This window comes from Caballeronia sp. SBC1, assembly GCF_011493005.1.
Taxonomy (GTDB): Bacteria; Pseudomonadota; Gammaproteobacteria; order Burkholderiales; family Burkholderiaceae; genus Caballeronia.
This window is the reverse complement of record NZ_CP049158.1, coordinates 478,311-491,383: the sequence shown is the minus strand read 5'-3', so window position 1 is coordinate 491,383 and position 13,073 is coordinate 478,311. Positions and strand designations below refer to the sequence as shown.

General features: G+C 59.3%; 10 protein-coding genes. 5 read left to right on the top strand and 5 right to left on the bottom strand.

Annotated elements, in window-relative coordinates; translation table 11 throughout:
• Positions 1-39: 39 nt before the first annotated feature.
• Positions 40-312 (bottom strand): hypothetical protein, encoded by a 273-nt coding sequence (locus SBC1_RS29145; RefSeq protein ID WP_165103048.1) that lies wholly within the window; start codon positions 310-312, stop codon positions 40-42.
• 166 nt (positions 313-478) lie between these two features.
• On the bottom strand, positions 479-1,132 hold the full coding sequence (locus SBC1_RS29140; RefSeq protein WP_165103045.1) for a hypothetical protein: 654 nt from the start codon (positions 1,130-1,132) through the stop codon (positions 479-481).
• Between the two features lie 397 nt (positions 1,133-1,529).
• Between SBC1_RS29140 and SBC1_RS29135 the strand changes: the two genes are divergently transcribed.
• The 3 genes from SBC1_RS29135 to motB all read left to right on the top strand — a co-directional run bounded on the left by SBC1_RS29135 (position 1,530) and on the right by motB (position 4,819).
• Positions 1,530-2,516, top strand: a complete 987-nt coding sequence (locus SBC1_RS29135; RefSeq protein ID WP_165103042.1) for a hypothetical protein — start codon at positions 1,530-1,532, stop codon at positions 2,514-2,516.
• 227 nt (positions 2,517-2,743) lie between these two features.
• Positions 2,744-3,613, top strand: a complete 870-nt coding sequence (gene motA, locus SBC1_RS29130) for a flagellar motor stator protein MotA (RefSeq protein WP_165103039.1) — start codon at positions 2,744-2,746, stop codon at positions 3,611-3,613.
• A gap of 60 nt (positions 3,614-3,673) precedes the next feature.
• Entirely contained in the window at positions 3,674-4,819 is a 1,146-nt protein-coding gene (gene motB / locus SBC1_RS29125; RefSeq protein WP_165103036.1) for a flagellar motor protein MotB, read from the top strand.
• Here motB and SBC1_RS29120 read toward each other — a convergent pair.
• Entirely contained in the window at positions 4,808-5,176 is a 369-nt protein-coding gene (locus tag SBC1_RS29120; protein WP_165103033.1) for a nuclear transport factor 2 family protein, read from the bottom strand. The two genes, motB and SBC1_RS29120, sit on opposite strands and share 12 nt — an antisense overlap.
• Before the next feature lie 353 nt (positions 5,177-5,529).
• On the opposite strand from SBC1_RS29120, the gene SBC1_RS29115 reads away from it, so the two are divergent.
• On the top strand, positions 5,530-6,708 hold the full coding sequence (locus SBC1_RS29115; RefSeq protein WP_165103030.1) for a porin: 1,179 nt from the start codon (positions 5,530-5,532) through the stop codon (positions 6,706-6,708).
• Positions 6,709-6,805: 97 nt separating this feature from the next.
• Here the strand turns inward: SBC1_RS29115 and SBC1_RS29110 are convergent, their stop codons facing one another.
• Positions 6,806-8,461, bottom strand: a complete 1,656-nt coding sequence (locus SBC1_RS29110) for a bifunctional aspartate transaminase/aspartate 4-decarboxylase (RefSeq protein WP_165103027.1) — start codon at positions 8,459-8,461, stop codon at positions 6,806-6,808.
• A gap of 756 nt (positions 8,462-9,217) precedes the next feature.
• On the opposite strand from SBC1_RS29110, the gene SBC1_RS29105 reads away from it, so the two are divergent.
• Positions 9,218-11,899, top strand: coding sequence for an excinuclease ABC subunit UvrA (locus SBC1_RS29105; RefSeq protein WP_165103024.1), 2,682 nt, complete (start codon positions 9,218-9,220; stop codon positions 11,897-11,899).
• A gap of 87 nt (positions 11,900-11,986) precedes the next feature.
• On the opposite strand, the gene SBC1_RS29100 is transcribed toward SBC1_RS29105, so the two are convergent.
• Positions 11,987-13,048: an alkene reductase gene (locus SBC1_RS29100; protein WP_165103021.1), complete on the bottom strand. Its 1,062-nt coding sequence runs from the start codon at positions 13,046-13,048 to the stop codon at positions 11,987-11,989.
• Positions 13,049-13,073: the final 25 nt, after the last annotated feature.

Here is a 13,073-nt window from a genome sequence, read left to right as displayed (position 1 = left end):
TGCGTTCGCAGGCGGGCATTTTGATCGATGCGGGTCGAATTAAAGAGTCGTTGTCAGGATTTCGCCCGATGCGAGCGCCCGTTCAATCAGCCCTTCCTGCTGAGCCTTGCGCACGGCTTCGGCGACAAACGTCTCCGGCGCTTCGACCTCGGCCTTGATCGCGCCGATAATCCCCGACGCCTCGACGATCACCAGCGACTTCGCCGAATCCGCCCGGCTGATGATGACGCGTTGCGGACTGCCGCCGTCTGCGATGCTTGCACAGAACTGCACCGGTTTGCCGTCGATGGTTTGCTCGAAAGTTTGAATCATCGCTAGGGTTCGCCTGTAGTGAATGGAGATCAGGCTAAGGCACGCATAAAACATTCCGCACCCTGTCCGTCCCGGTCATCTATTGAAGATCCAGCGCGACGCTGGTTCAAACAGGTTCAAATTTTGCAAGCCTTAACCGATTGCAACCGGCGACTGGAACCGGTGACTAGAACCGGTAAGTCACGCCCACCTGGACCACGGGATACCAACGGTACCGTTGCACGTGATCAGTAATATTTTGCTGCTCCTGATCGATATTCGCCTGCGTCGTCAACAGGCTATAGATGGCCGGCACCGAATAAGAAACCCGAGGACGGCCATACGCCACCCCGAGGTCGCACATGAAGCCAAATCCCTTCGACACCGGCTTGTGACCATAACCCACGCCAAGGTACGGCATCACGCTCGGCAGGCGCACAGTGGCGGACGGCGCGGCACCAATGGCCGGCACATAGTCATTGCCGATCTTGTAATTACCGTCGGCATTGGGCACTGCGTGCGCCGTCAGTTCATCGTCATTGAACAGCGCACCGCCTGTCACGCGAAAGCCACTGCTGGAAAAAGGGAACAGGTCAAGGTAAAGCCCCCCTTGCTTCAGGCTGAGGTGGCCATCGTAGTTGTTGCCGCTGACGTTGAATGAATGCGAGAGGCCAAAGCCCTCCACTTCCGCATGCACACCCGACCACGAGTTCAAGGAATACGCCGCGCCTACACCAGCGCCCAGCGTGCCGCCCTGTACATAAACTTCCTGCGCGTGAGCTATGCCCGTTGCCAGCGTTGCGATCGCTGCGGCGGTTGCCGCCCTCAAGACATTGTTCACTGCACCCTCTCCGTAATGTGCCGGGCTCTTTCCCGTGGCGAGACTTTACGGTTTCAGCAATTGATTCAATGAAGCAAACAGTGACTGTTTTCGAGTCCAATTCGACTGTCTGTAAAAGTGACCGGGACGATGAGCTAACGTCATAGACCATTCCTTCCGACGCCTTCAATCATCTGATGGTTCGTCAGCAGGGGTGGTTTGAACGCTCGAAAAACAGACCCCCGAATTGGATGTTTTTCACATCGCTGTTCAATGAATGAGATCGCTTCGACTGCCGCAATAATCGCCTCCGTGATCCGGTCCGAATGACCTGATCGAGCATCGTGGGCAGAGATTCAGACCGCGCCGCCCCGAGACACCGTGCAGACGCATGGCATGCAATTGAATTGGAGCAGGCATGTTTTCGTATCATCAGATGAATGGCTTAACCAGCGCAGTGAGCATCATCGCGGCATCCGTTCTGTTGAGCGCTTGCGGGGGAGGTGGGGGTGGTTCGGACGCACCGGCATCGAACGTGATCAAGTTGTCGTCCGCCATTCAGAGCTCGCAGGTCGCCGACTACGCGGGGGCGTTCGGCATGTTGGCCGGCCCCGGCGTGGCTGCCATCTATACGTCCATCGTGACGTCGTTGGTTCATGATGCGAGTTCAGGCGCGGCATTGTCGAGCACATCATGCAGCGCGGGCGGATCGGTCAACGTAGTCACGCAGAATGCGGGCGCCGCGGGTTTGCAGGCCGGTGAAAACGCCATGCTTACGTTCAGCCAGTGCACGGGCGAAATCCAGGCGCCGACCGTTGCAGACAATGCGCAAGTCAACGGCGCGGTGAGCGTGCAGATCCAGACAGCGGCGGGTCCTGTCGGCAGCGCAACGCAAAACTGGTCGTACACCGCCATTGAAACGGCCAGCAATCTCACACTCGTATCGGGCAATGGAACCAACACGCTCAATGGCACGGTGACGTACACGCAAAGCTATGACGCGAGCAGCGGAGTCACCACCACAACCGCTACCGCGCCGAGCGTCACGGTGGGACGCACGCAGACCACGTCGACGAGCAGCGTGAGCGGCGCCATCACCATTACCTCGCTGGCGTTCTCGCGCATTCACGGCGCAGACCCTGTCACGGATACGCTGGCCACCAGCGCGGCAGTCAGCGTTAACGTGAGCGGCGCGGTCATCGCGTTCAACGTGGCAACGCCTACGCCAGTGCTCATAGCACAGGGGACCTTGCAGGCTGGCCTTGTGCAAATTTCCGATGCCGACACTGTTGAGACCCTTGCACCGCTCAACTCATCGACAATCAACATCACCGTGGCGACGGGCGGCAACACAGCCACGTATACGGAAAGCCTCGCCAGCTTCACATCGATCGCGGGCGGCTAATGATGGCGCACGATGACCGCACTTTGAGTGTGCGGACCTTGCCAGAGAAGCGCTCGCAGCATCGATACACATCGATCAACATCGGTTGAAAAGTAAGTTTTGCCGTGCTACGCCAACCTAAAGATAAAAGATACCTCCGCCCTACCCTAAATCTACTGGTCTGCTTGCCGTTAAGGTCTATGACAGCTTCATTCAAATGAAGCACAAGAAAATCAAGCGGAGAGAGCATGTTTGTTGTTATTGGCTGGGTCGTGGTCATCGGGTCGGTGATCGGCAGTTTCCTGGGCGTAGGCGGCCATCTGGCCGCGCTATTCCAGCCCTTCGAGTTGTTGTGCATCTTCGGCGCGGCAATGGGTGCGTTCGTCGTATCGAATCCCGTTACGACGCTCAAGAAGACCATCAAGGTCATTCCCAGCGCGTTCAAGACAGGAGGCTACTCGAAGGAAAAGTACGTGCAGCTCATCGCGCTGCTGTATGAGCTGCTTCAGAAGGCGCGCAAGGAAGGCATGATGGCGCTCGAGGTCGACGTGGAAGCGCCGCAAAACAGCGTGACCTTCAAGAAGTACGAACACGTGCTGAACGATCACCATCTGCTGGAATTCATTGTCGATTACCTGCGCATGATGTCGAGCGGCAACATCAACGCGCTCGAGATGCAGGACCTGATGGACGAAGAACTCGAGACGCATCATGCGGAAACATCACTGGCAGCCGGCGCAATCCAGAAGATGGCCGACGGCCTGCCCGCGTTCGGCATTGTCGCGGCTGTGATGGGTGTCGTGCATACCATGGGCTCGGTTGGAGCCGCGCCCGCGATACTCGGCGAAATGATCGCTGGCGCACTGGTCGGCACGTTTCTCGGCATCCTGCTCTCGTATGGTTTCTTCGGGCCGCTGGCCGATCTGCTGGCTGCAAAAGGACAGGCCGAAGCCAAGCCGTTCCAGTGCGTGAAGTCCGTGCTGCTCGCGTCGATGAACGGCTATGCACCGGCGATTGCTGTCGAGTTCGGGCGCAAGGTGTTGTTCACGGCCGATCGTCCGACCTTCAAGGAACTCGACGACGCCGTCCGCGCCACCAAGCAACCGAAATCGGCATGACGAGCCTGTCTCGCCCGGCGCGCATCACGCAGATCACGCAGATCACCAAGAGGTTCGCTCATGGCTGACATCCCCTCCCGCGAGCCCATGCAGTCGGTGCTGGCGCCGACCGTTGTAGTGCGACGCAAGAAAAAGGCCGGGCACGCTGGCCATCACGGCGGCGCATGGAAGATCGCGTACGCGGATTTCGTCACGGCCATGATGGCGTTCTTCCTGCTCATGTGGCTGCTCGGCTCGACCTCGAAGTACGACAAGCAAGGTATTGAAGACTATTTCAACACGCCGCTGTCGGCGGTCTTCGGCGGCAAGGACGGCAGCGGCGCCGCACGCACGAGCGTGATCGAAGGCGGCGGACGCGATCTCTCCAGTTCGCGTCCAGGGGAGGACACCAAGAGCCAGTCCCAGCCGTTGCCGAAAACGACCGAACGCGCAGCCGCGTCCGCGGCTGCGGCTGCCGCAGCCAAGGACGACGCGCAGCGCTTGAAGCAACTCAAGCAGAAGCTCAGTGCGTTGATTGAACGCACGCCGGCCCTGGCCGCATACAAGGATCAGATTCGTATTGACATCACAAGCGAAGGATTGCGTATCGAGATTGTCGATTCACTCAAGCGGCCGATGTTCCCCTCCGGCAGCGCGAAGCTGGAATCGTATGTGGTGACCATCCTCGCGCAGATCGGCGCCTCGCTCAACGACGTGGACAACCGCGTGTCGATCGCCGGACACACGGACGCCGTGCCGTACTCGGGCGGTGAGGCAGGTTATTCGAACTGGGAGTTGTCGAGCGAGCGGGCGAACGCCGCACGGCGCGCGTTAATTGCGGGCGGCATGAACGAAGGCAAGATCCTGCAAGTGCGCGGACTAGCCGATGTATTGCCGCTCAACAAAGCTGTCGCCGATGAACCTACTAACCGGCGCATCAGCATCCTGGTTTTGAACAAGGCCGCCGAACAAACCTTCTTTGCGGACGGCGGGCGCACCGCCGTGGATGAGTCGCAGCCGGCAAGCTCAATGATCCCAGACGCTGTCGGGCCCAAACCTGCAAGCGCTGTGATCGCGGCGGCCGTTGGGTCTCAGCCCGCAAGCGCCGTGACTGCGGCGACCTTCGGGTCCAAGTCCGCAAGCGCTGTGATTTCGGCGGCCGTGAAGGAGCAACCGGCCAAGCCGCGTGCTTCGTCGGCAGCTACTGGGCCAGCCTCAAAAAGCTAGCACGCTGCAGTGAGCGGCGGCGATCCGCCAGCCGCTCACTGTCTCCACCCACATGCGCGTGTAGCGGAGATTGGCCGAGAGCGGCACGCCGCCGAATTGGCCGCTAAGCGCCGCATGCGTGAGCGTCACCGCGCTCTTGTCGTACACGCGCACTGTCTGTTCCTTGATCTCCAGCCGCTCGATCCGCTGCATCCCATAGCGATGCGCGTTCAGGTCGTCGGCCTTGCTCCATACCTTGCCTGTTGCGTCGACGAACGTAAGGTCGTCGGCGAGCAGCGTATCAAGAACATCCACGTCCGATGCGAGCATGGCCGCTCGCAACCGCCCTTCCAGTTCCGCAATCACGCTCTCGGTCATCGCTTCGCTCCTGGCTTAAAGATCAGCCGCCAGCATAGCGCAGCGACTCCCGAAAACGCGCCTCGCACCGTCCCCGGATACCGGCCTAAGCCGCTCGACGCGCAGTTTTGCATGGGGTCGGTTCGTCAAAGAGGCTGTCGGCTGATTGCTCTCCCAAGAATTGCTCATAGGGTTTACCGGAAGTATTTTCTGTAGCCGTCGCTTAAAAACAACTGTCATATAGCTTACACACCTGTTCGTTAAAGTCCGCCCGTCGCGAGCTTACAGACCGTCAGAGTCCGGTGCCGCGCATCACTTGTTTGCATCAATTTTATTTGAATCACTTACTCACACCCACGCTTAGGGAGAACGTTTTGAACCGTAAAACACTGCTCGCCACTGCTGCAATGGCGGCGTTCGCCGCATCGGCTACTTCCGCTCAAGCTCAGAGCAGCGTCACGCTGTACGGCCTCGTTGACGCTGGTATCAGCTACGTGAACCACAGCGCAGTCGGCACGACCGGCAGTTCGAAGAACTTCAAATATGACGACGGCGTGGCACAAGGCAGCCGTTGGGGCCTGCGCGGCGCTGAAGACCTGGGTGGCGGCCTGAAGGCGATCTTCACGTTGGAGAGCGGCTTCAACAGCGGCAACGGCACGCTCGGCCAGGGCGGCGCGGAATTCGGCCGGCAAGCGTACGTGGGGATTTCGAAGTCGGATATCGGCTCGGTAACTCTCGGCCGGCAATACACGTTCTCGACCGATTATCTCGGCGGTTCGTATTCCATCGGCGGCCAGACGGTTGCAGGGAACTACGCGTACCACATCAACGACGTCGACCAGCTCACGTCGAGCCGTATCAACAACTCGATCAAGTTCAGCAGCGCCAACTTCCACGGCGTGACGTTTGGCGGCTTGTACGGCTTCTCGAACCAGGCTGGCGCATTTGCTGGAACGCCCACCACGACGACCGCTGGCGTCACGACGCAAGGTTCGTCGCGCGCTTACAGCTTCGGCGTGAACTACGCCGGCGGCCCGTTCGGCATTGGCGCGGCTTATACGGACATCCACTATCCGGGCTCGTCCACGCCGGCGTTCAGCACGAGCATTGCAAACGTTGCGACGGGCGGTTCGAAGGACCTGCGCACGTTCGGTATTGGCGCCAGCTACAAGGTTGCTGCTGCAACGGTGTTCGGCCTCTGGACCAACACGCGCTTTGAATCGATCACGGGCGCGACGTCGAAGTTCAACGCGTATGAAATCGGCGGCAAGTACGCGTTCACGCCGGCTCTTACCGGCGGCCTCGGCTACACGTACATGAAGCTCACCGATTCCGCGAAGGGTACGTGGAACCAGGTCGACGCAAGCGTGGACTATGCGCTGAGCAAGCGTACCGACGTCTACGTGCTGGGTATCTATCAACACGCGTCAGGTTCGAATTCAGGCGCCGATGTACAGGCGCAGATTGGTTCGAGCACGAGCTACTTCGGCACGTCGGGCAAAGGCACGAATGAGCAGATCGCTGCACGCGTGGGTATTCGCCACAAGTTCTAAAGCAGGCTTCAGGTGTTGAAACGGGCCGCTGGGGTTAGTTCATCCCCAGCGGCCCGTTTTTTATTCGACGCCTGAAGTACCCGGCGCCGCAGACGTATCAGAGCACCTTGTTTTTATCGAGCGAACTGCCTGTTGCGGCGTTATAGCGCTCGACATACTCCACCATCAGCTTGCGCATCGCGCGGCCGATCGCCTTGTAGTCGCTCTCGTTGAGGTTGGCTAGCGACACGCGCCCGGACGGGTGTTGCGTGCCGAAGCCGCGTCCCGGCAAAAGGACGACGCGCGCTTCCTTCGCTAGCCGGAACAGCAGCTCGGAGGGCTCGGTGTTCGCGAAGAGCCATGCAACGAAATCCGGCCCATACGCACGATTGCCAAGGAACTCAAGGTCGATGATGGTGTAGTAATCGACCTGGTTCACGTCGCTGTCGTCAAACGATATCCCTATCTCCCTGTACAACGCCTCTTTGCGGCCGCGAATCAGGCGCTTGAGCGCGTTCTTGTACGAGTCAGGGGTATCCATCAGCGCGAAGAGCGAGAACAGCACCATCTGCACTTGTTGCGGAGTGGAGAGTCCCGCAGTGTGGTTCAGCGCGACAGTACGGCTGTCGGCTACCAGGCGGTCGATGAACTTCAGGTTCTCCGGCTCGGTGGTGATCGATTCATAACGCTCGTGCAATTCCTTGCGCTGTTCCTTGGGCAGCTTGCGGATCAGTTCGTCGATCACGTTCTCGCGGTGCATGGCGATCGTGCCAAGCCGCCAGCCAGTCGCACCAAAGTACTTCGAATACGAATACACGAGGATGGTGTTCTTCGGACACAGCGCGAACAGCGAGACGAAGTCGTCGGCGAAGGTGCCGTATACATCGTCGGTCAGGAGAATCAGGTCCGGCCGCTCCTTCACGATTTCCGCGATGTACTCCAGGCTTTCGGTATTCATCTTGACGGAAGGCGGGTTACTCGGATTAACGAGGAAAAACGCCTTCACCTTCGGGTCGCGCAGCTTGTCGAGCTCCTTCTTCGAATATTGCCAGCCGAGTTCCACATCGGCGTCCAGATTGACCACGTTCAACTGATAGTCGTTAAGCGTCGGGATCTCTATATACGGCGTGAAGATGGGCGAGCCCAGCGCAATGGTGTCGCCTGGTTTGATCAGGTGATTCTCGCGCATCGTGTTGAAGATGTAGGTCATGGCGGCAGTGCCGCCTTCAGTCGCGAAAATATCGAAATCGCCAACGAACGGGTGTTTGCCGACCATTTCCTTCTTCAGGTACTGCGCAACAATGACCTCGGACAACTTCAGCATCCGGTCCGGCACCGGATAGTTTGACGCAAGAATCCCCTCGCACATTTCGTAGAGGAATTCGCTGCCATTAAGGCCGAGCTGGTCGCGCACATACGACAGCACGCCGCGCAGGAAGTCGATGCCGGGAACGCCCTTGTTGTCGCGTGCAAAAATTTCAAAGCGCTCTTCCAGCCCCTCACGCTTCGGAAAGCCGCCCAGCCCTTCGGGCATGTGGGCGAACGAGCGCTCCGACTCGCGCATGGCGAAAAGGCCGAGTTGCCAGAAGCCGTGGCGGGGAATGGTGGCAAGGAAATTCGGATTTCCCCGGCCCGCGTTGAGCATGGCCGCGTTGGCGGGACGCTCGACCGCGCCGCCGCCGGCGGCCTTGATCAACTCGTCCTTGAGTTCGAACGGGCTGAGCGCCGCGATCTTCGATTGTTCCTGCAAGTCCGCCTTTGTAGATTTTGCCATCCAACACCTCCAGAAATGATCGACTGCTTGAAAGAGCGACGTTCCAGGGGAAACGTCAATCCCTTTGGGAGAAAAGCGGCAATGAATTTTCAGGTTATGCGTCTTGATTGCAGCCCGGTTGCAGTGCGATTGCAGTCCGTTAAACCGGGTACTACACCACTCCTTTTTCAACTGGTCTTCAAAATAATTCTGCAAATCAACACGAAAATTGTTTATGCATTATGACCACGATAGTTTTGGGTAATGAAATAATCCAGACGCCGTCCGCAGGCTTGCGAGTTAATAGTCTAGGGGAGAAAACTTCAAACGCAATCGCTTTATGTTTTCCTGCGGGGCTTGCGCTCTCTGGCTTTTGCTGGCAATGGCTACGGCGAATGTAATTACACACCGTTTAAGGTGCTTGATACCCGACCACGCTTGATACTCGCCCGGATTACTGATCCCAATGATGGACAACCCGCGCGTGAAGGCAATTACGCGTTGAACAGAAACATAACAGACTAATTAGTCCATTTTATCCGCGATGCTTAAACCCTTTCGCACGCTCGTCGCTCGGGTAAATATCCGGCAGATCAGAACGCCAGTATTCGGGCACGCCGCGTGCGCCCAATGCCCCAATCGGATCGACAGCGGTTCCGGCCGCCACTTAAACTGCTGCACCCCGCGCGGCCAAATGTCGTGCGAGTTCTTCATCGTATTCGGACACGTCCCCACTGGCGGGCAGGCAAACTGAACCACACAATGGCTTTAAAACGCATGCCAACTCGAAACAAGAAGCCTGAAGACACATCACCTCATCCTTCCCGGACCGGCTTCGTGCGGGTGCGGGGTGCCCGCGAGCACAACCTGCGCAACATCGATGTCGACATTCCGCGCGACGCGCTCGTCGTCTTTACCGGCGTCTCGGGATCGGGCAAGTCGTCGCTCGCGTTCGGCACGCTCTACGCTGAAGCGCAGCGCCGTTATTTCGAATCCGTGGCGCCCTACGCGCGCCGCCTCATCGATCAGGTCGGTGTTCCGGAAGTGGATTCCATTGAGGGCTTGCCGCCCGCTGTCGCTCTACAGCAGCAACGTGGCACGCCTAATGCACGATCGTCGGTGGGCAGCGTAACCACACTGTCCAGCCTTGTGCGCATGCTGTACTCGCGCACTGGCACCTACCCGGCGAAACAACCCATGCTGTTCGCCGAGGATTTCTCGCCGAACACGGTGCAAGGGGCGTGTCCCACGTGCCACGGTCTGGGGCGTGTCTACGAGGTGACCGAGCAATCGATGGTCCCCGACGACTCGCTGACTATCCGAGAGCGTGCAGTCGCTGCGTGGCCGCCGGCGTGGCATGGTCAGAACCTGCGCGACATCCTGGTCACGCTGGGGTTTGATGTCGATAAGCCGTGGCGCGATTTGCCGAAGAAAGACCGCGACTGGATCCTCTTCACAGACGAGACGCCGACCGCTCCCGTGTATGCCGGCATGACGCCGCAAGAGACGCGCGCCGCGCTCAAGCGCCACGCGGAACCGAGCTACCAGGGCACGTTTACAGGCGCGCGACGATATGTGCTGCACACATTCGCCAACACGCAAAGTGCGTTGATGAAGAAGCGCGTGTCGCGTTTCATGGTGAGCAGTGCGTGCCCCTCGTGCCATGGCAAACGATTGAAGCCCGAGGCGCTGTCCGTGACCTTCGCGGGACTGGATATAGGCGAGTTATCGCAGATGCCGCTTGCCCGTGTCGCCGATGTATTGCGCCCGGTTGCTCGCGGTGAGGTGCCAGAGGGCGGTTCAAGGTCCGCTGCTGCATCGGCATCGGCTGAAGAAATATTGAGCAAGGATGAGATGCGGGCAGCTGTCGCGCGACGGGTCGCGTCCGGCGGATCGGAACACAAAGCCTCTCCCGATATAAGACGGACTACGAATCAATCCAGGGAGAAGCAGGTTGCAGCGCAACGGATTGCGAGCGAGTTGCTCGAACGCCTGACTACGCTCATCGATCTGGGCCTGGGATATCTGGCGCTGGACCGGGGCACACCCACCTTGTCTTCGGGCGAGTTGCAGCGGCTGCGGCTTGCGACGCAGCTCGCATCGCAGTTGTTCGGGGTGATCTATGTCCTCGATGAACCCTCCGCCGGCCTTCACCCCGCCGATGGCGAAGCGTTGTTCACCGCGTTACTTCGCCTGAAGGCCGCGGGCAATTCACTGTTCGTGGTCGAGCATGATCTGGAGATGATGCGCCGGGCGGACTGGCTGGTGGATGTGGGTCCGGCTGCCGGCACGGCGGGCGGACAGATTGTGTATAGCGGGCCGCCGGCCGGATTGGCGGACATCGAGGAATCGCAAACGCGGTTGCATCTGTTTGGCGACTACCGGGCAGCTCCGCGTTCGAAGCGCACGCCGGCGCACTGGCTGCGGCTTGCGAACGTGACACGTAACAACTTGCATGACCTGGAGGTCGCTTTTCCGCTCGGCTGCTTCACGACCGTGACAGGCATTTCGGGCTCGGGAAAATCCAGCCTCGTCAGCCAGGCACTGCCGGAATTGGTCGCAGACCAGCTTGGCCGACCGATCGCGCCAGATACGGATGAGGAGAGTGATCCGTTGCTGGATGTCGAGGACATTCCGACCGGCGGTGAAATAACGGCCGGCATGGAGCGAATCCGGCGACTGGTTCGCGTCGATCAGAAGCCGATTGGACGCACCCCGCGTTCGAATCTCGCAACCTACACCGGCCTTTTCGATCACGTGCGCAAGCTGTTTGCAGAGACGCCCACGGCGCGTGGTCGCCGTTATGACGCAGGCCGGTTCTCGTTCAATGTTGCGAAGGGTCGATGCCCGACATGCGAGGGTGAGGGATTCGTGAGCGTTGAGTTACTGTTCATGCCGAGCGTGTATGCACCGTGTTCAACGTGCGGAGGAACGCGATACAACCCGGAGACGCTGGAGATCGAATGGAAGGAAAAGAACATTGCGGACGTGCTGCAGATGACCGTGGACACCGCGTGCGCCTTCTTTGCCGACGAGCCGCAGATCATGCGAGCGCTGGCCGTGCTAAAGGACATTGGACTCGGTTATTTACGCCTGGGCCAACCGGCCACTGAGTTGTCCGGCGGCGAAGCGCAACGGATCAAGCTGGCGACCGAACTTCAGCGAGCGCAGCGGGGCGAGACCCTTTATATCCTGGATGAGCCCACGACCGGCCTGCATTCCACGGACAGCGACCGCTTGTTGATTCAATTGCAGGGGCTGGTCGATGCGGGTAACACGGTGATCGTCGTGGAGCACGACATGCGGGTAGCGGCTCAAAGCGACTGGGTCATCGACATGGGACCGGGTGCTGGCGAGGAAGGTGGCAAGATGGTGGTCAGCGGCACGCCGGAAGACGTAGTTAAGCGGGGGAAAACCAGCAGCTATACGTCAAGGTATCTAAAGGCTTGCCTGCTCTGAAGTTTCGCCTTAGCGAAGCCTTGAAAACGAAACAGCCGGTGACTCCCTATGGAGCCACCGGCTGCGGCCAAGCCAAAACCCGAACGCTTAGTCCATGGTCTCGAGCGTCGGATAGTCCGTGTACCCTTCAGTACCGCGAGCATAGAACGTCTCGGGGATCGGCGCGTTCAACGCGGCATCGCTTTCGAAGCGTTTTACGAGATCCGGGTTGGCAATGAACAACTGCCCCCATGCGACGGCGTCAGCGTCACCCCGGTCGAGCGCCGCCTGAGCGCTTTCCTTGGTGAACTTTTCGTTCGCGATATAAACGCCGCCAAAGGCTTGCTTCAACTGCGGTCCGATCGAGTCTTCGCCAACGCGTTCACGCGCTGCGATGAAAGCGATCTTGCGCTTGCCCAACTCACGTGCAACGTAACCGAAGGTAGCGGCGCGATCGCTGTCGCCCATGGTGTGCGAATCAGCGCGCGGCGCGAGGTGCATGCCAACCCGGTCAGCGCCCCACACTTCAATACACGCGTCCACCACTTCCAGCATCAGGCGTGCGCGATTTTCAATCGGGCCACCGTAAATATCCGTGCGTTTGTTCGTGCTGTCCTGCAGGAATTGGTCGAGCAGATAACCGTTCGCGCCGTGCACTTCAACGCCGTCGAAACCGGCAAGCTTCGCATTTTCCGCACCCTTGCGGAACGCTGCAACCACCCCTTGAATCTCGTCGAGTTCGAGCGCGCGCGGCGTCACATATTCGCGCTGGGGCCGCACAAGGCTCACATGACCTTGCGCCGCAATTGCGCTCGGCGCCACCGGCAGGTCGCCGTTGAGGAAGACGGGGTCCGAGATCCGGCCGACGTGCCACAGTTGCAGGAGGATCGTGCCGCCTGCGTCGTGGACTGCCTTCGTCACGAGCTTCCAGCCTTCGACCTGCTCGTCTGACCAGATTCCCGGCGTTTCAGCGTAACCCACGCCTTGGGGCGTAACTGAAGTTGCTTCGCTGAGGATCATGCCGGCTGCAGCGCGATCCGCGTAGTACTGCGCCATCAACGCGTTCGGCACACGTTCAACACCCGCGCGCTGACGCGTGAGCGGCGCCATGATGATGCGGTTACGAAGATTGAAGGCACCGGCTTTGAGCGGGTCGAAAAGATTTGGCATTTTGAAAGTATTCCTAAATAGATTG

Coding starts and splice junctions, on each gene's coding strand:
- SBC1_RS29145 (WP_165103048.1), bottom strand. CDS start 312: ATGATTCAAACTTTCGAGCAAACCATCGACGGCAAACCGGTGCAGTTC.
- SBC1_RS29135 (WP_165103042.1), top strand. CDS start 1,530: ATGTTTTCGTATCATCAGATGAATGGCTTAACCAGCGCAGTGAGCATC.
- motA (WP_165103039.1), top strand. CDS start 2,744: ATGTTTGTTGTTATTGGCTGGGTCGTGGTCATCGGGTCGGTGATCGGC.
- motB (WP_165103036.1), top strand. CDS start 3,674: ATGGCTGACATCCCCTCCCGCGAGCCCATGCAGTCGGTGCTGGCGCCG.
- SBC1_RS29120 (WP_165103033.1), bottom strand. CDS start 5,176: ATGACCGAGAGCGTGATTGCGGAACTGGAAGGGCGGTTGCGAGCGGCC.
- SBC1_RS29110 (WP_165103027.1), bottom strand. CDS start 8,461: ATGGCAAAATCTACAAAGGCGGACTTGCAGGAACAATCGAAGATCGCG.
- SBC1_RS29105 (WP_165103024.1), top strand. CDS start 9,218: ATGCCAACTCGAAACAAGAAGCCTGAAGACACATCACCTCATCCTTCC.
- SBC1_RS29100 (WP_165103021.1), bottom strand. CDS start 13,048: ATGCCAAATCTTTTCGACCCGCTCAAAGCCGGTGCCTTCAATCTTCGT.